15 protein-coding genes are annotated in these 18,299 nt (G+C 70.8%); 8 read left to right on the top strand and 7 right to left on the bottom strand.

Annotated features, from left to right (window positions below):
* Positions 1 to 238 precede the first annotated feature (238 nt).
* Genes I3F54_RS30990 through I3F54_RS30975 form a run of 4 tightly spaced genes read left to right on the top strand, consistent with a single transcriptional unit; the run spans position 239 to position 3,612 of the window.
* A complete protein-coding gene (locus I3F54_RS30990; RefSeq protein ID WP_200260345.1) occupies positions 239 to 595 on the top strand; it encodes a hypothetical protein in 357 nt (118 codons plus the stop codon).
* Between the two features lie 5 nt (positions 596 to 600).
* Positions 601 to 1,902 (top strand): radical SAM protein, encoded by a 1,302-nt coding sequence (locus tag I3F54_RS30985; protein WP_240122256.1) that lies wholly within the window; start codon positions 601 to 603, stop codon positions 1,900 to 1,902.
* Positions 1,899 to 2,804, top strand: a complete 906-nt coding sequence (locus I3F54_RS30980) for a radical SAM protein (protein WP_240122255.1) — start codon at positions 1,899 to 1,901, stop codon at positions 2,802 to 2,804. The genes I3F54_RS30985 and I3F54_RS30980 overlap by 4 nt, the downstream gene beginning before the upstream one ends.
* Before the next feature lie 37 nt (positions 2,805 to 2,841).
* Positions 2,842 to 3,612, top strand: coding sequence for a cupin-like domain-containing protein (locus I3F54_RS30975; RefSeq protein ID WP_240122254.1), 771 nt, complete (start codon positions 2,842 to 2,844; stop codon positions 3,610 to 3,612).
* A gap of 59 nt (positions 3,613 to 3,671) precedes the next feature.
* Here I3F54_RS30975 and aspS read toward each other — a convergent pair whose 3' ends face one another.
* The 7 genes from aspS to I3F54_RS30940 form a co-directional block, all read right to left on the bottom strand.
* Positions 3,672 to 4,982, bottom strand: a complete 1,311-nt coding sequence (gene aspS, locus I3F54_RS30970) for an aspartate--tRNA(Asn) ligase (RefSeq protein WP_240122253.1) — start codon at positions 4,980 to 4,982, stop codon at positions 3,672 to 3,674.
* 333 nt (positions 4,983 to 5,315) lie between these two features.
* Positions 5,316 to 5,714 (bottom strand): hypothetical protein, encoded by a 399-nt coding sequence (locus I3F54_RS30965; RefSeq protein ID WP_240122252.1) that lies wholly within the window; start codon positions 5,712 to 5,714, stop codon positions 5,316 to 5,318.
* Complete coding sequence (locus tag I3F54_RS30960; protein WP_240122251.1) at positions 5,711 to 6,058, bottom strand: hypothetical protein; 348 nt, start codon at positions 6,056 to 6,058, stop codon at positions 5,711 to 5,713. Before I3F54_RS30960 ends, I3F54_RS30965 begins: the two co-directional genes overlap by 4 nt.
* Entirely contained in the window at positions 6,055 to 7,251 is a 1,197-nt protein-coding gene (locus tag I3F54_RS30955) for a hypothetical protein (RefSeq protein ID WP_240122250.1), read from the bottom strand. The genes I3F54_RS30960 and I3F54_RS30955 overlap by 4 nt, the downstream gene beginning before the upstream one ends.
* Positions 7,248 to 7,469, bottom strand: coding sequence for a hypothetical protein (locus I3F54_RS30950; protein ID WP_240122249.1), 222 nt, complete (start codon positions 7,467 to 7,469; stop codon positions 7,248 to 7,250). The genes I3F54_RS30955 and I3F54_RS30950 overlap by 4 nt, the downstream gene beginning before the upstream one ends.
* Positions 7,466 to 7,819, bottom strand: a complete 354-nt coding sequence (locus tag I3F54_RS30945) for a hypothetical protein (protein ID WP_240122248.1) — start codon at positions 7,817 to 7,819, stop codon at positions 7,466 to 7,468. Before I3F54_RS30945 ends, I3F54_RS30950 begins: the two co-directional genes overlap by 4 nt.
* On the bottom strand, positions 7,816 to 8,307 hold the full coding sequence (locus I3F54_RS30940; RefSeq protein ID WP_240122247.1) for a hypothetical protein: 492 nt from the start codon (positions 8,305 to 8,307) through the stop codon (positions 7,816 to 7,818). The genes I3F54_RS30945 and I3F54_RS30940 overlap by 4 nt, the downstream gene beginning before the upstream one ends.
* Before the next feature lie 521 nt (positions 8,308 to 8,828).
* Between I3F54_RS30940 and ccrA the strand changes: the two genes are divergently transcribed.
* From ccrA to I3F54_RS30920, 4 genes are all read left to right on the top strand, one after another.
* Positions 8,829 to 10,208, top strand: coding sequence for a crotonyl-CoA carboxylase/reductase (gene ccrA, locus I3F54_RS30935; protein ID WP_240122246.1), 1,380 nt, complete (start codon positions 8,829 to 8,831; stop codon positions 10,206 to 10,208).
* A 7-nt stretch (positions 10,209 to 10,215) separates the two neighbouring features.
* Positions 10,216 to 11,211, top strand: a complete 996-nt coding sequence (locus tag I3F54_RS30930; RefSeq protein WP_240122245.1) for a 3-oxoacyl-ACP synthase III family protein — start codon at positions 10,216 to 10,218, stop codon at positions 11,209 to 11,211.
* Entirely contained in the window at positions 11,208 to 12,101 is an 894-nt protein-coding gene (locus I3F54_RS30925) for a 3-hydroxybutyryl-CoA dehydrogenase (RefSeq protein ID WP_240122244.1), read from the top strand. The genes I3F54_RS30930 and I3F54_RS30925 overlap by 4 nt, the downstream gene beginning before the upstream one ends.
* Before the next feature lie 128 nt (positions 12,102 to 12,229).
* A partial coding sequence (locus tag I3F54_RS30920; protein WP_240122243.1) for a type I polyketide synthase occupies positions 12,230 to 18,299 on the top strand: 6,070 nt, incomplete at its 3' end.

The raw sequence follows: 18,299 nt of genomic DNA, 5'->3' as shown, positions 1-18,299 counted from the left end.
GAAGCGACTGTGCTGGTCGCAGCCATCAACGAGTGGCTGTGACCAGCACTTTCGAAACACGCCCTAGGACTCGCTCCCCGGCCCAGGCTCATCGGCTCTGGAAGTTGTACCGCCGTGCTCCGTCGCCGCGGAGCGGTTAGACGCCGCCTCACCCGACTCCCCGTGGGGCGGTCCCCGCCGGTCCCCGGCGGATGCAAGTGGTCGCTACAGCACATCCGACACACAGAGAGGATCAGCCATGCCTCAAGCCAGGCGAGAGAAGAAGGATCACCTCATCTACGCGGACGTCGTGGACTCCAAGTCCAAGGCGGGCGTGTGGATGGGGGAGCGTGCCTCCTTCCAGGAGAAGCAGGGCCGCATCATGGAGGCCCTCAAGGAGCGGACCGACTGGGTCGAGCTGAAGGACGCGGTCATGGTCATCGGCACCGACCCGGCCGGCATCACGGTCATCGTGCCGAACCCGACGCTGCCCGGCGTGATCGTCCTCGCTGACGGTGGCTCCCCGGCCACCTCCGCGAAGCTCCAGGCCGCCGCCGAGGAGCAGGTCCGCGAGGTCATGGGCGAACTCGGGATCGCCGAGGAAACGGCGGCCTAAGCACCATGGCCGTCCCCCGGATGCTGTGGGGGAAGTACTTCCAGTACGAGCGGGACGGGGAAGCGGTTCTCCTCGACCCGGTCACGCTGGACAGTGTGTTCATCGACTCCGGCGAGGTCCACGACCTCGCCGGCGTCCCCCCGACCACGACCCATGAAGCCCTCGCAGGGCTCGGCTTCACCCCCGGCGGCCCCGTGGCCGACCGGCGCGAAGCACTCCATGGCCGACTTCGACTCCTCGGCCTCGACGCCACTCCCGGCCGTATCAGCGGCCTCCGCGTAGTCCTCACCGACCGCTGCAACATGGCCTGCACCTACTGCTTCGTCGATACGAACACCGGCAAGCCGGACATGACGAAGGCAGAGCTCTCGGAGGGGCTGGAGTTCCTGTTCGAGCAGAACGCCGGACAGGAAGAGGTGTCCATCCAGTGGTTCGGCGGCGAGCCGACCATCCGCTTCGACCTCATGCGGTACGGCGACCAGCTCGCCGACACCCTCGCCGACCGCTACGACGTGGCGCGCGTGCGGCGTACGGTTGTCACCAACGGTGCCCGCCTGACCGACGAGGCCCTCGACCACTTCGTCGCCTACGAGTACGGGGTCGGCATCTCCATCGACGGCCCCCCAGGCGTCAACTCAGCGAACAGGCTGCTGCTCGGCGGGCAGCCCGCGGACGACCGGATTCGCCGTAACGTCGCGCGGTTCGTCGAGGCTGAAGGGCTGCACGTGGGCTGCAACCTCACCCCGACATCCGCCAACATCGGGCGCCTTGCCGAGACCGTCCGGTGGATCGTCGATGAGCTCGGGCTGAAGTTCATCTACGTCAACACGCCCATCCCGACCGGGGGCCGGTGGCGGGTCAAGGGCGCGGACCTGGCCCGGGAACTATACGAGGCACGGCTGGCCGCCCTGGGGCGGGGCGGGATGCTGTTCTCGGTCCTCGACCGGGCCTTCCAGGCCCTCGACACCCGGCGGCCGATGCTGCTCGACCACATGCAGGGCGACCGCAGCCTGAACGCCGCCCTGCTGCCTGGCAACCGGGTAAGCCTGTGCGACATCAACTTCACCGAGCCGTCGTTCCTGCACACCCTCGACGAGCTGCGGGCCGATTCCGGCCTCCTGGCCGGCGTGGCGAAGAACGTCGCACCGATCCCCGAGTGCGGGAATTGCCTGGCGCTGGCCATATGCGGTGGGCCGTCCCGCAACGAACAGGCCCTCATCGGCGGCGGCACCCCGGACCCTGAGATGTGCGCCTTCTACAGGAGCACCGTGGACATCGCGGTGTGGGACAACACGGGGGTGCAATGAGTACCCCAGTCCGTACGGCCCTGGTGTCTACTGCCGGGCACTGCAAGGTGGCCTGTGGGTTCTGCTTCCGAGCCGATCGTGCGCATGGCTTCCTCGACACGGCCACCTATACCCGCACCCTGTCCCGGCTGAAGGAGGCGGGTGTGGAGGGGGTGTGCCTGACCGGAGGGGAGCCGACTCACCATCCCGAACTCCGGCAACTCGTCCGGCTCGCCCTACAGTTCGGCATGGCGGTGTCGATGGTGACCTCGGCTCGCACCGTAGCCGAGGTGACCGTCCTCTCCCGGGTGGCGCACCTGCTGACCAACGTCACGGTCTCCGCAGACTCACAGGGCTCGATGTTGATGGGGCGCACCACACGGACAGCGGCCTCGGCGATCGACACGCTGCGCGCGATCAGCACCGACACGAAGATCCTGCACGTCACCTGCTGGGGCCTGAAAGACGGTGAGTGCCGGGAGATGGCCGACCTCGTGGCCGAGGCAGAGGTGGAGGTCCAGTTCAGCCCCGTCGTCCTCGACGAGCGCAGTCTTCGGCGGGAGGGCAAATCGGTGCGGGACTATCTGGTGCAGCAGCGTCTCGACGCTGACGTGCTGGGCCGCTACTTCGAACTGTCCGACCGGTACCGGGCTTACTTGGGTGAGCTGCGGGATCTGCAACTGCCGACGACCGGGGCTGAGCAGTGGTTGTGCCGCTCGGCGACCGCTTACGTGTCCGCTGACGGTCACATACGGCGGTGTCCGTACGGGCGGGCTTCGGTCAGCGTCCACGCGCCCCGGGCCGCGATCAGACGGTTCCTGGTCGAACCGGCGCGGGACAGCGTGACCCCGGACTGCGCTGCCATCTGCCGTTCCTCCGCCGCGTCCGACGACGCGAGTGCCTCATGCACCGCGCTGGCGTGAGGACGGCCCGACGTACACGACTCCTATGGACCGCGCTATGACGATCACGACACCCGACGACTTCACCCACCGATGGCGACAGCCTCCGAACTCCCCGATAGAGGTCGCCTTCGACTACCTGTTCCTGCCGGCCGTCGACATCCTGGACCACGTCCGCAAGGACGAGGAGGTCCGGTTCACCATCCTCGGAGACGACGACTGGCAGGTGCGTATGGACCGCACCGCCGCCTTCCGCACCGCGCCGATCGAGGAGATCGTCACCTGGCCATTTCGGCTGGTGCACTTCAACCTCAGCCGCTTCTACGACGACGTCCTGGACCGTTTCCAGGATGAGGTCATGGTCCCCTGGCGCACTCACCTGTCCGCTCGCGGCTTCACCTGGCAGCGCTTGGCGCCGATCCTGTTCCTGTCCACCGAGGGCGCGTCCTCGACGTATCACAACGACAACTCACACGGCTTGGTCTGGCAGGTCCATGGCACCAAGGCGTTCCACAGCTACCTCGACCCCGACAAGCATCTGTCGGCAGACGCGGCGGTCATCGGCGAGACCACCGGGGAGGAGCCGCCCGAGCACGACGCGGCCGAGCGCCAGTCCGCCACCATGCGCCCCGGTGACCAGCTGTGGAGCCACGCCCTCACCCCGCACTGGGTCACCACCGAGTCGCCGCTCGCGATGAGCGTCACCCTCTCCCACGGCGGCCTCTGCCACCAGGGCCGTTTCTCCGAACGGGAGCTGGCGCTGCGGGCCTACTGGGACAAGAACCCCGCTGAGGCATGGACGCATGACCTCCGCAACGTTCGCTACTGAGACCGCGCCCCGCGACACGAGGCACCTGGCCCGTGTCGTGGGGCGCAGCCAGCGAGAGGCTACGGGGTGAGCCGGTTCGGGCCGCGGAAGAGGAAGCTGGCCTCGCGGATCGACTCCAGGCCGAGCAACACCATCAGTACTCGTCCGAGACCCATGCCCAGACCGCCGTGCGGCGGGCACCCGTACCGGAACGCGTTCAGGTAGTCCTGCATCGGCTCAGGGCTCATGCCCTTCTCGGCAGCCTGCTTCAGCAGCACGTCATACCGGTGCTCGCGCTGCGCGCCGGTCGTGACCTCCAGCCCCTTCCAGAGGAGGTCGAAGCTCAGGGTCACACTCGGGTCGTCGGCCGGCCGCATGTGATAGAAGGGCCGGATGCTCACGGGGTAGTGCGTGATGAACACGAACTCGTGACCAGTGGCCTGCTGGATGTGAGCACTGATGCTCCGCTCGCCCTCCGGGTCCAGGTCTTCCTTGATCCCTTCCGGGTCCCAACCGCCCTTGCGTAGGATCTCCTGCGCCTCGGCCATGGTGATACGAGGGAAGGGCGTCGTGGGAACGGTGATCTCCACGCCGAACTGTTCCCGAATGGCCTCGCCGTGGGCGTTGGCGACCTTGGCGATCGCGTGGGCGAGCATCCGCTCCTCGAAGGCCATGACGTCCTCGACGTCATCGATCCAGGCCAGCCCGACGTCGACACCGGTGAACTCGGTGGCGTGCCGGGAGGTGAACGAGGGCTCGGCGCGGAAGACTGGGCCGATCTCGAAGACCTTGTCGATCCCACCCGAGATGGCCATCTGCTTGTAGAACTGTGGCGACTGCGCCAGGTAGGCACTGCGGCCGAAATAGCCGAGCTCGAAGACTTCGGCTCCGGACTCGGAGGCGGTGCCCATGAGCTTGGGTGTGTGCATCTCCGTGGCACCCTGCGCGTAGGCGTACTCGCGCATTCCCTGCTCCAGGGTGGTCTGCACGGCGAACATCAGCTGGGCGGCTGGCCGCTTGCGCACATCGAGGAAGCGCCAGTCGAGGCGCTGCTCCAGCCCTGTCTGCTCATCGATCGGCAGCGGGGTCTCGGCCCGGTTCAAGACCTCGATAGACTCCGGGTCCATCTCCAGGCCGCCGAGTTTCACCTGGGCAGCGTCCACGATCCGGCCGGTGATCTTGACGGCGGACTCAGGAGTGAGGGCTTCGAGCTGGGCCTCCAGTGGCCCGTCGTCACGCTTGTGGGTCACCTGTACCAGGCCGGTGCTGTCCCGCACGATGACGAACTGCATCTTGCGCTGTAGGCGGAGGGTGTTCACCCATCCGCAGACGGTAACGGTACGGCCGACGTGTTCTCGCAGGTCGGAGACGTGTACGCGGCTTTGGATCATTGCGGTCCTCCGAAGGACGTCGTCATGATCCCTTGGGAGTGCGGGCGAGAAGGGCAACTCGCGGTGCCACCGCACTTTCGCCGCCACGGAGTGGCAGCCTCGTTCGGGGCCCGGTGACGGGGGCCGGCCGGCGGGGCATTGGGCCACCAGGCGGGGGCCGTTCCTCCCCGCGCTCGGGAGGGTCTTCACCAGGGGGCGCGAGACCGCTTTCCCAGCTGCTGGCGGCTCTCTCGGCTCGCGTGATCCCTGGCTACTTGTCTCCGTCAACGCGTTGATCGGAAGGATACGGTTACCCCGAGTGCGTTCGCAATCAAGTAAGAGTCAGCGAGTGCCTCAATCCGTATGACCCGGCGGGGAGGGCACCCTGTCCTCGTAACCGTCGATGTATTCGTGGCCGTTCAGGTGCGCCGCGATCTTCCCGATGCCCCGCTCGCACCGGTACCGCGTCGCCCTGCCCGTCACTCCTTGCAACGTGCCCGCCTCGTCGTCGGGCAGGTCCGCGCCGTAGCGGAGGACGAGGGCCTGGCGTTCGGCGGGGGTGAGCGGGGCGGTTGCCCAGCCCCGCCGGATGTCGGCGAGGTGGGCGAACAGAATGCCCGCGGCCTTCGGGTCGACCGTGCCCTTCGGCATGTCGGCGTCCGGGGCCGATGGGTTGCGGATGCCGTACGCCGCTTCCTGGTCCCACACCGCCGGGAGGAGGTGCTCGACGAGTCGCCGGTCGTAGGCCGTCACAGGCCACTCCTCTCCGCCTTGTGCCGGGCGGCCTCGTAGGAGACGTGTGCGGTGCGGTGCTTCGCCTCCGTCAGCCAGCGGTCCCGTAGGCGCTGGGACAGCCAGCGGTGCAGAAGGCCGGCCCCCGCGTCGGCGAGGATCTGCCGAACGTAGGAAGCCCGCTCGGCCACGACGATCACGGCCTCCTGGTAGGCGTCCTCGTACTCCAGCGTCAGCCCGTAGTCTCGGGCGAAGGCGCGGGCGACTGCCTGTACGACGCTTTCGACCTGCGGTTCGGCGAGAACGGACCAGTCGGCCGCCGCGACGGCCTCGGAGGCGTCGAAGTCGGCGAGACGCAGACTCATCGGACCACCTCCTTCACCGGCACTTCGCCGTTCTTCGTCACGGCGACCACCAGGCCCGGCGCCCCGGTCGTGCCCTTCGCGTGCCGCCACCACGTCGATTCGCTCTCCATGGCCGGGGGCTGGATGAACGTGCGCGGGCCGTCCGTGTCCACGAACTCGTGGTGCAGATGACCGGCGAGCAGTACATCGGCCTGGTGCAGCGCGCTCGCCTTGTTGAACGCCTGGCCCTTCCACCACTCGAAGTGCTTGCCCGGCCGCCACTGGTGCCCGTGCGCGTGGGCCACCACGGTCGCCGAGCAGTCCACGACGACGGTCAGCTCGTCGGTGTCCGGGACGAAGCACTCGACGTGCCCGAACAGCTCGGGGTTGAGCTCCAGCGCGTCGCGTACGGAGATCAGGGCCTCCGTGTCGTGGGAGTCGTCGTATCGGGTGACGCCTTTGCCGTTGATCCGTACGGCTTCGCCGTGGTTGCCCGGCACAGCGGCGATCGTCAGCCGCTGTGCGAGCGGGGCGAAGGTCAGGGCGCCGTGCAGCATCACGCGCCGGGTCAGCCGAATCTGCTCGGTGAGCGTCAGCGACGTACGCCAGACATTCGATCCGCCCTGCGACTGGAAGCCCTCTACGTGATCGCCGAGCCAGGCCAGGTGAACGTGCCCGATCGGGAAGCGTTCGCGGTAGACCTCCAGAAGGTCAGCGGCCTTGTTGAGGCATTCGATCGTGCGCCGGAGCGTGCCGGCCGGGCCGTCGCCGTCGAGCTTCCCGAACTGCATGTCGCCCAGGGCGATGACGTACGTGTGGTCGCCCTGGGGGAGACCGGCAGCGGGCCAGCGCGGCTCGTACGCCTCGACGGCCGCCAGGAGCTCGCCGAGGTCGGGGCGGTCCGGCTCGGTGGTGACCATGGCGCGGGTGAAGGTGAAGCGGGTGGAGACACCGAGCTCGCCGTTCGGCATCGTCCACTCGGAGCTGCGGAAGCCCCTGACCTCCCAGTTGGCCGGGTCGAGGCCGTGGGTGCGTAGGACGGTGGCCGCGGTGCCCTTCGGGTCCATCTCGGCGGGGCCGCGCACGGTGACCTCGGCGGCATCGCCGTTCACCTCGATCTGCCGGGTGAAGTCCTTGTCAGGGTCGGTCTGGCGGGCCGGTATGGACGGGCCCACGGGCTTGGAGAGGAGTTCGTCGAGAAGGGAGTCACTCAAGCGCTGTCGCTCGCTTCCTGGCGCAGTCGGCGCCGGTACGTACGGATGGTGGAGGCCGACACGCGGTGTCCGAAGCGGCCGAGAATCCAGACGAGGTCTTCGGCCGCCGTGTCCTGGAGGAGGTGCCGCTCGAACGCCTCGCGCTCGCGCTCGTCGAGGGCCTCCCAGATCGCGGTCAGACGCGGGCCGGGACTGCCCGGCAGAGGGCGCGGGGTCACACCGACTCCTGGTCGATCGACTCGACCGCGGCGATGGCCAGAGCGGCGAGACGTACGAGCCCGGCGCGTGCATGCCGAGCTTCCGGCTCGGCGAAGGTGCCGAATGCCTCCGCCAGGACGGCCGAGTCCCAGCCGGGGGTCTCGGCGAGTTCGCGGCCGTGGTTGATCGACCGCCAGCGGTTCGACTCGCGCAGGTGGTACGCGCGGCCCTTCGCGGGACGCTGTCCACCCGCCAGCGGGGCCGTCCGGTCCCCGACCAGCTTCCGGGCGGCCTTCACCTCGGACAGGACAGCGGTCGTCGGGTCGGATGCCCTACGCGCCGGTCTCTTCGGCGTCTTGGTCTCGGTCACTTCGCGTTCTCCTCGTTGATCAGGTCGTGGAGGGCCTGGGCGCCGCCCCGCAGGTAGGTCTCGGTCACGTCGCCGCCCCAGAGCCGTACGCCCTTCGCGTTACGGAGGGAGCGGCAGACCTTCGCCGTGAACTTGGCCCCGGCGTCGTCTGGGTCACCCCACACCCAGACCTTCGAGAAGCCCGCGAGCATGCGGCGGTGCCGGCCGAACCACATCTCCGCCCCCGGCGACCCGACCGCGTGCCAGCCGATCTTGCGGAGGATCACGCGGTCGAACTCCCCCTCGGTCAGGTGGATTTCGTCGCCAGCCGCGTGGATCGAGTCGACGCCGTACAGGCGGGGTGGGTCCTCGGCGATCGTGTTGTACTTCCCGTGGCCGTGGCCGTGGCCGTGGCCGTGGCCGTGGCCGTGGTGGTTGTGCTCATGGAGGCAGCGGAAGCGGATCGTCAGCGTCTGACCGTCGTGGCCGAGGTAGGGGATGGCGAGCATGCCCCGGTACTTCTCGTGACCCGGGAAGGGATCAGCGACGACGCCAAGCCGGAACGTAGCCACCTCGGCCTTTCCGATTCCGCGACCGAGGAGGTACCGAGCGGCGTCCTCCGTAAGCGCTGCCTGATACGCGCTCGTCGCCTCCTCCAACATCTCGCGTTGCGAGGGCGAGAGAGGCCGCAAGGACCGCTGAAGCAGGTGCCCACCCGAGACGAACCGCGTCGGCGCCGTAAGGGGCCGACCCCGATCCGGGGGGCGGTCCCGTCGCCGTATCTGGGGGGCGGGGCAGGTGCGGTGGGGTCTCGCCTAGGGGGCGGTTAAGGGTAGGGGGCCCGAGACGGAATGCGTACCGTGGTCCATACCCGGGTTGCATGAATTGCTCTGGGTGCGGCGAAGACGATGCGAATTCCCCGCTCGGATTCCCGCACCACACGTTCTTTGACCAAGCAGCAGACGCGCGCCCTCGCGAGGGACGAAGGCGAGCGCGTGTTTCCGGCTGCTCGTTGATCAAGGAGGGGACAATGAGCTCTTTGGTCGAAGCCCTGCTTCACGGGGCCGGCCCGGGCGAGTTGGAACGGTATGAGCTGCCCGCCGAGTACGCGGCGGCACACATCCGTGCCGCGGACGTCGGGATATTCGGCGACACCGCGGACAAGGACGTCCGCAGGACGCTTCACGTCGGAGACGTCCCGATGCCGGCCCTCGCGCCCGACGAGGTCGTCGTCGCGGTGATGGCCAGTTCTGTCAACTACAACACGGTGTGGTCGGCCGCCTTCGAGCCGGTGCCCACCTTCGAGTTCCTCAAGCGGTACGCCAGGCAGGGCGGCTACGCGGCCCGGCACGACCTGCCGCACCAGGTCGTCGGCTCGGACGCGGCCGGGATCGTGGTGCGCGTCGGGGCGGGTGTGCGGCGCTGGCGCGTCGGTGACCATGTGGTGGTCGGCTGCGTCCAGGTCGACGAACAGGAACCGGCTTCGCACGCCGACGCCATGCTCGGCACCGATCAGCGCATCTGGGGCTACGAGACCAACTTCGGCGGACTGGCGCACTTCACCGTCGTGCGAGCCAGCCAGCTCCTGCCCAAGCCGGGCCATCTGACCTGGGAGGAGTCGGCCGGGGTGATGCTCACCGCAGCGACCTCCTACCGCATGCTCGTCAGCGACAAGGGAGCGCGGATCAAGCAGGGCGATGTCGTCCTGGTCTGGGGTGCCACCGGAGGCCTCGGCGCCTTCGCCGTGCAGATGGTGAAGAACGCGGGCGGTATCGCGGTCGGTGTGGTCGGCTCCGAGCGCAAGGCGCGGGCCCTGCGCCGGCTCGGCTGCGACGTGATCATCAACCGCAACGAGATCGGCATGGGCCGGGATGCCGCCCCCACCCCGGAACGCACCGTCGAACTCGGCAAGCGGCTGGGCCGGGAAATCAGGCGGCAGGTCGGCGAGGACCCGCACGTCGCCTTCGACTACATCGGCCGGGCCACGTTCGGGATCTCCGTCTTCGTGGTCCGCAAGGGCGGCACCGTCGTCACCTGCGGCTCCAGCACCGGATACGACCACCACTTCGACAACCGGTATCTGTGGATGAACCTGAAGCGCATCGTGGGCAGCCACGCCGCCAATCTTCAGGAACAGGCCGAATGCAACCGCCTTTTCCGGCTCGGTCATCTCTCGCCCGTCCTCTCCGCGGTCTATCCGCTGCGCGAAGTGGGCGAGGCCGCCCGGCTGGTCCAGCAGAACAGGCACACCGGAAAGGTGGGCGTGCTCTGCCTGGCCCCCCGGGAGGGACTCGGGGTCACGGACCCCGAACTCCGGGCGCGTATCGGGGAGGCGCGGCTCAACCCCTTCAGGGACACCCCGGGGGATGCCGATCCGGCCTCGTCCGCCGTACTAGAGGGGGCTGTCTGACGTGGTGATGGACCGCAATATCGGAATTCTCTCGACCGGTTCCTACCTGCCCAAGCGGGAAGTCGGCAACGACGAGGTCGCCGAGCGGGTCGGCGTCACCCCGGAATGGATCGAGCGGAAGACCCAGATACTGTCACGGCGCTACGCCGCCCCGCACGAGGCGACGTCCGACCTGGCCGTCCGCGCCGGCACCCAGGCCCTGGAACAGGCCGGACTGTCCGCGGACCAGATCGACTACATCATCGTCTCCACCTCCACGGGGGACTTCCCCCAGCCGCCGACCTCGTATCTGGTGCAGCACGGGCTGGGCGCCTACAGCGCCGCATGCTTCGACGTCAACGTCGTGTGCAGCGGCTTTGTGTACGCGCTGGCCCTCGCCCGGAGCCTGGTCGCGGTCTCCCCGGACAGCCGCGTGCTCGTCATCGGAGCCGACCTGTACTCCCGGATCCTGGACTTCGGCGACCGCAGGACGGCCGTCCTGTTCGCCGACGGCGCCGGAGCGGCGGTTGTCGGCTCGGTTCCCGCACCGCACGGCATCCTCGGCATCGACCTCGCCAGCCGGGGCGACGCCCACCATCTGATCCGTGTGGAGGCCGGCGGCAGCAGGAACCCGGCGACGGCCGAGACCGTCGCGGACGGCGGCCACTTCTTCCGGATGGACGGCCGCGCCGTCAGGGACTTCGTCGCCGACAACGTCCCCCCGGCGCTGGTGGCGCTGGCGCGGCGCGTCGGCGTGACGCTGCCCCAGGTGAACCACTTCGTGCCGCACCAGGCCAACGGCGTGATGCTCGGCGAGGTGGTGGAACGCGCGGGCCTCGGCAACGCGCACACCCACCGCACTCTGCGGAAGTACGGAAACGTGGGCAGCGCCTCCGTACCGGTCGCACTGGACGAGGCCCACCGCGGCGGGGCGCTGTCCCCGGGGGACCTGGTGCTGCTCGCCGGATTCGGCGGCGGCATGGCCATCGGAGCTTCACTGCTGACCTGGGGAGCCGGCGCATGACCACGTTCACCGACACGACCACCACCTCCGCCCGGGACATCCGCCGGGTCGGAGTCGTCGGCAGCGGCATCATGGGCACGGGCATCGCCGAGCTGTGTGCGAAGGCGGGCCTGGACGTCACTGTCGCGGTCTCCTCCGAGGCGTCGCTGGTGTCCGGACCCGAGCGGCTGACCCGGTCCCTCGACCGGGGAGTCGACAAGGGGAAGACCACCCGGCAGGAGCGTGACGCGGCGCTGGCCCGAGTGACCTTCACCCGGGATCTCGGCGACCTGGCCGACCGGCAGCTCGTGGTCGAGGCCGTCAAGGAGAACGAGCAGCTCAAGCTGGAGCTGTTCACCTCCCTCGACAAGATCGTCGAGGATCCGGACGCGATCCTCGCCTCCAACACCTCCTCCATCCCGATCGTGCGGCTCGCGCGGGCCACCGGCCGTCCCGGCCAGGTGGTGGGTATGCACTTCTTCAACCCCGTACAGGTCCTGCCGCTGGTCGAACTCATCGACTCGGTGCTGACCGATCCCACGACCGGTGAACGGGCCCTGGCGTTCGTGTCGGACGTGCTCGGCAAGAAGCCGATCAGCTCACCCGATCGGGCGGGCTTCGTGGTGAACGCCCTCCTCTTCCCCTACCTGCTCTCCGCCATCCGCATGGTCGACTCGGGCCTCGCCCCGGCGGAGGTCATCGACCAGGGCATGGTCGAGGGCTGCTCGCACCCGATGGGACCGCTGCGCCTGGCCGATCTGATCGGCCTGGACACCACCGTCTCCATCGCCGACGCCCTCTACCAGGAGTTCAAGGAGCCGCTGTACGCGCCTCCGCCGCTGCTGCTCCGCATGGTCGAGGGCGGCTTGCTGGGCAAGAAGTCCGGCCGCGGTTTCTACGCGTACGCCTGAGCTTCCTCGCGTACGCCTCACTCCGCGCAGGCACCGGGGTCCCCCTCGCCTGCCACGACGAGGTTTCCGAGCACGTTCTGCGCGCGACGGCCGTTCCGCGCGCGGTTGTCGAAAGGAAGAGCCACACCATGGCCACTGCACCCGGGTCCGCTGCTCCGGAGGTCGACACGGTGCCGGAAGAACCCGTAGCCGTCGTAGGGATGTCCTGCCGTTTCCCCGGGGCCCCAGGACCCGAGGCGTACTGGCAGCTGCTGCGGACCGGTGGGAGCGCCGTGTCCGACCAGGTGCCCGACCGGCGGCCCGGCCTCCCCGGCGGCGCCGTCACCAGGCCCGCCGCCTTCCTGGACCGGATCGACGCCTTCGACGCCGAGTTCTTCGGCATCACGCCCCGCGAGGCGGCGAACGTCGACCCGCAGCAGCGGCTCGTCCTCGAACTGGCCTGGGAGGCACTGGAGAACGCCGGAATCGTCCCCGGAGACGTCAGGGGAGCCCGGGCCGGCGTCTATCTCGGGGCGATCTGGGACGACTACGCCAAGCTCGTCCACCAGTACGGCGCCGAGTCGGTCTCCCACCACACCATCACCGGCGTCAGCCGGAGCATCATCGCCAACCGTGTCTCCTACCTCCTGGGCCTGCGCGGTCCCAGCCTGGTCGTCGACTCAGCCCAGTCCTCCTCGCTCGTCGCCGTCCAGCTCGCCTGCGAGAGCCTCCGCAGGGGCGACTGCGACGTGGCGCTGGCGGGCGGAGTCAGCCTGAACCTGGTGCCCGAGGGCTTCGTGGTGGCCGAAAGGTTCGGTGCCCTGTCGCCCGACGGCCGCACCTACACGTTCGACGACCGCGCCAACGGCTACGTGCGCGGCGAGGGCGGCGGCGTCGTCGTCCTGAAGACGCTTCGCCGGGCTCTCGCCGACGGTGACACCATCCACAGCCTGATCCGCGGCGGAGCCGTCAACAACGACGGTGGCGGCGACAACCTCACCGCACCCAGCCGGGCCGCGCAGGAGGACGTGCTGCGGCGCGCCTACGACCAGGCCGGCATCGCCCCCGCAGACGTCCGCTTCGTGGAACTGCACGGCACCGGAACCCCGCTGGGCGACCCCGTCGAGGCGGCGGCGCTCGGCGCCGTGCTCGGCAGCGGCAGCGGGCGGGCCGCCGACTCCCCCCTCCTCGTCGGCTCCGCCAAGCCCACCATCGGGCACCTGGAAGGCGCCGCCGGAATCGCCGGCCTGATCAAGGCCGTGCTGTGCCTCCGGGAGAGGACCCTCGCCCCGAGCCTGAACTTCCGCACGGCCAACCCCGCCATCCCGCTCGACGAGCTGCGGTTGAGGGTCAACGACGCCCTCAGCCCGCTGGAGACCCCCGAGGCGGCTCCGCTGCCGGCCGGTGTGTCCTCGTTCGGCATGGGCGGCACCAACTGTCATCTCGTCCTCACCGACTGGACACCCACCCCGGAGGCCACAGCGCCGCAGGACCCGCCCGGACCCGTCCACACCCCCGCACCGGCCGTGCCCGTGCCGGTGTCCGGACGCACCGCCGAGGCGCTGCGCGCCCAGGCCGAGGCGCTGCGCGTCCACCTCGACGCCCACCCCGGCCTGAGCCTCGACGACATCGCCCACTCGCTGGCCACCACCCGCACCCACTTCGCGCACCGCGCCGTACTGCTCGCCGACAGCCGTGACGCGCTGCCGGCCGCGCTCGCCTCGCTCGCCGCGGGCGACACCCCCGCCCGGGCGGCGGTCGGTGCGGCCAGGACCGGCGAACTCGCCTTCCTGTTCACCGGACAGGGCAGCCAGCGGGCCGGCATGGGCCGTGCCCTGTACGACACCCATCCGGTGTTCGCCGCCGCGCTCGACGAGGTCTGCGCCCTCCTCGACCGGCACCTCGACCGCCCGGTCCGGGACCTGATGTTCCTCGCGGAGGACGCCGCGGACGCCGGACTGCTGCACCTGACCGGCTACACGCAGGCCGCCCTGTTCGCGTACGAGACCGCCCTGTTCCGCCTGCTGGAGGACTGGGGCGTCACCCCCGGTGTCGTCCTCGGCCACTCGGTGGGCGAACTCGCCGCCGCGCACGCCGCCGGCGTCCTCTCCCTTCCGGACGCCTGCGCTCTGGTCGGGGCACGCGGCAGGCTGATGCAGCAGCTGCCGGCCGGCGGCGCGATGGTGTCCGTCCAGGCCGCCGAGCAGGACGTCCTGCCCACCCTCGCCGGGCGGGAGGGCCGGGTCTCCGTCGCGGCAGTCAACGGCCCGCTGTCCACCGTCGTCGCCGGTGACGAGGACGCCGTGCTCGCCGTCGCCGAGCTGTGGCGCGAGCGGGGACGCAAGACCAGGAGGCTGCGGGTCAGCCACGCCTTCCACTCGCCCCGGATGGATCCGATGCTGGACGCCTTCCGCGAGGTCGCGTCCACCCTCACCTACCACGCTCCGCGCATCCCCGTGGTGTCCAACCTGACCGGGCGCCCGGTCTCCGCCGAGCAGATCTGCACCCCCGACTACTGGGTGCGCCACGCCCGGGACGCCGTCCGCTTCCACGACGGCATGCGCGCGCTCGGGGAGCACGGCGCCCGCGTCTTCCTGGAAGTCGGACCCGACGCGGTGCTGGCCGCGATGGGCCGCGAGTGCCTGCCCGCGGAGTACGAGCAGGACGCCACGTTCGTGGCGGCGGCACGGCGGGGCCGGCCCGAGGCGCCCACGCTGCTCGGCGCCCTCGCCGAACTGCACGTCGCCGGGGTCGACGTGGCATGGCAGAAGACCATGGCGGGCCGCGGCGGACGCCGGGTGCCCCTGCCGACGTACGCCTTCCAGCGGCGCTCCCACTGGCTGCGGGACCCGGCCCGGCGGGCCGCCGACGTCGGTTCGGCCGGGCTCGTGCCGATGGACCACCCGATGCTCGGCGCGGTGCTGCCCCGTGTCGAGGCCGGGGAACTGATCCTCACCGGGCGGCTGTCCGCGCACGCCCAGCCCTGGCTCGGGGACCACCGCGTGCACGACGAGATCGTGGTGCCCGCCGGTGCCTTCGTGGAACTGGCACTCCAGGCGGGTGCCGAGACAGGCGCCGCGCACGTCGAGGACCTGACGCTGGAGACGCCGCTGGTGCTGCCCGCGGACGGCGGTACGCGATTCCAGGTCGGGGTCGGAGCCCCGGACCCGGCCGGCCGGCGCACGTTCCTGGTGCACTCCCTGCCCGAGGACGGCGAACCGGACGTGTCCTGGACCCGGCACGCCACCGGCGTGCTCGCTCCGGCCGGCCGCCCCGAGACCCCCTTCGACCGGAACCCCTGGCCGCCCGCCGGGGCCGAGCCGGTCGCGGTCGACCCGGAGGGGACGCCCCTCGACCCCGCCCTCGCCGCCGTGCGCGCGGCATGGCGGCTGGGCGACGACCTCTTCGCCGAGGTCGCCCTCGGTGCCGAACACCGCCCGGCGGCATCCCGCTTCGCGGTGCACCCCGGCCTGCTCGACGCTGCTCTTCACGCCCTGACCCGCAGCGGGGCCGTTCCCGCCGACGCCGCCCCCGGGACGGTGCGGCTGCCCACCGAGTGGCACGGCATCACCGTGTACGCGACCGGAGCGGACGTCCTGCGGGTCCGGATCGGCCCCGTCGCGGGCACCCCCGCCTCCGTCACGCTCACCCTCGCCGACGGGGCGGGACTGCCACTCGCCACTGTCGGCAGCGTGCGCCTGTCCCCCCTCTCCGAGGAGGCGGTACGCCGCGCGGCCGGCGCATCCGGCCCGAACGTGCTCTTCCAGCCGGTCTGGACCCCGTCGGCGCCCGTCCCGGGCGAGGTGCGCTCCGGCCGGTGGGCCGTGGCGGGAGGCGACGAGTTCGGCCTGGCCGCCGCCCTCACCACCGCTGACGCGGGAGTGGTCGTCCACCCGGACATGACGGCACTGGCCGGTACCACCCCGCCCGAGCTGGTCCTCGTGCCGTGCCCCGCGCCGCCGGCCGACGGTGGTGCCGGTACGGTCGCAGAAGCCGTCACCACCGCTGTCGAAAGCACCCTCGCACAGGTGCGTTCCTGGCTGGAGGACGAGCGGCTCGCCGGCTCCCGGCTGCTCTTCGTCACCCGCGGCGCCGCCGCCACCGGCACCCAGGGCGACGCACCCGACCTGGTGGGTTCCGCGCTGTGGGGCCTGTTGCGGTCGGTGCGCGCGGAGTATCCCGGCCGGGTCGGCCTGCTGGACCTGGGGCGCGAGCGGGAGTCGCTGCGTGCGTTGCCCGCCGCCCTTGCCTCGGGCGAGCCCGAACTCGCCCTGCGTGCCGGCTCCGTACTGGTTCCCCGGCTCGACAGGCTCCGCGTCCCGGCCGGCCCCGCACCGGTGTGGGAGCCCGGCGGCACGGTGCTGATCACCGGCGGCACCGGTGGGCGCGGCTCCCTGGTGGCCCGGCATCTGGCCGCCCAGGGCGTCCGGCATCTGCTGCTCGTCGGCCTCCGTGCCGACGAGGCCGACGGCGCCGGCGAACTCGTGGCGGATTTGCGGGCGTCGGGCGTGGAGGTGACCGTGGCCGTCTGCGACGCCGGAGACCGGGAGGCACTGGAGGCTCTGCTCGCCGGCGTCCCCGCCGAGCACCCGCTGACCGCGGTGGTGCACGCCGCAGGCGTACCCGACGACAGCGTCGGCGCCGCGCCGGACCCGGAACAGGTCGAACGGATCCTGCGGCCCACGGTGGACGCCGCACTGCATCTGCACGAGCTGACGCGGGACCGGAACCTGTCCGACTTCATCCTGTTCTCCTCGGTGATCGGCACGGTCGGCAACGCCGGGCGGGCCGCCCACTCCGCGGCCGGCGCCTTCCTCGATGGCCTCGCCCACCTGCGCCGGGCCGAAGGCCTGCCCGCGCTGTCGCTCGCCTGGGGACCGTGGCACCACGAGGACGGAATGACCGGCGGCCTCGCCGACCCGGACCGGACCCGGCTCGGGCGGCTCGGGTTCGCGCCGATCGGCGCGGACGAAGCACTCCGGGCGCTCGGCACGGCCCGCGGACTGGAAGACGCGCCCGTTCTGCTCCCCGTCCGCTTCGACCGCGCCGCGCTGCGGACCGGGGCCGCCGAGGAAGAGGTGCCGGCCGCCCTCCGCGGCCTGCTCCCCCCGTCCAGGCCGCGCGCCTCGACACCCCGAACGGACGATGCCGCGGCCCCCACCGGACTCGCCCGGCGGCTCGCGGTCCTGTCCGGGGACGACGGCGAGCGGCTGATCGACGAGGTCGTCCGCACGCAGGTCGCCGCGGTGATGGGGTACGCCTCGGCGGATGCCGTCGACGTCTCCCGTACCTTCAAGGACCTGGGCTTCGACTCCCTCACCGGCGTGGAGCTGCGCAACAGGCTGACCGCGGCAGCCGGTATCCGGCTCCCGGCCACGCTGGTCTTCGACCACCCCACGACCACGGCGGTCGTCCGGTACCTGCGCTCCGAACTCGCCCCGCAGCACCCGGGCACCCTCGCCCGGCAGGCGCCCACCGCCGTCGACGGGGACGACCCCGTCGTCATCGTGGGGATGGGGTGCCGGTATCCGGGGGGTGTGGCTTCGCCGGAGGATCTGTGGCGGTTGCTGGTCTCGGGTGGGGATGCGATCTCCGGTTTTCCGGTGGATCGGGGGTGGGATCTGGAGGGGTTGTACGACCCGGAGGGTGAGCGTCCGGGGTCGTCGTACACGCGTGAGGGCGGGTTCCTGCACGAGGCGGGGGAGTTCGACGCGGAGTTCTTCGGGATCTCGCCGCGTGAGGCGCTGGCGATGGATCCGCAGCAGCGGTTGCTGCTGGAGGTGTCGTGGGAGGCGTTGGAGCGGGCGGGTGTCGACCCGGTCTCGCTGCGCGGCAGCCGCACCGGCGTCTACGCCGGACTGATGTACCACGACTACGGCCCACGGCTGCACCACCCGGTGGACGGCGTCGAGGGCTACCGGCTGACCGGCGGGCTGGGCAGCGTGCTGTCCGGCCGGATCTCCTACACCTTCGGTTTCGAGGGTCCCGCGGTCACCGTGGACACGGCGTGTTCGTCGTCGTTGGTGGCGTTGGACCTGGCGGTGGAGGCGTTGCGGCGGGGTGAGTGCTCGCTGGCGCTGGCGGGTGGTGTGACGGTGATGTCGGCGCCGGGCACGTTTGTGGAGTTCAGCCGGCAGCGGGGGTTGTCGGCGGACGGGCGGTGCAAGGCGTTCGCGGCGTCGGCGGACGGCACGGGTTGGGCCGAGGGTGTGGGTGTGC

The organism is Streptomyces sp. MUM 2J (assembly GCF_022414535.1).
Taxonomy (GTDB): Bacteria; Actinomycetota; Actinomycetes; order Streptomycetales; family Streptomycetaceae; genus Streptomyces.
This window is presented reverse-complemented; position numbering and strand designations above follow the sequence as displayed.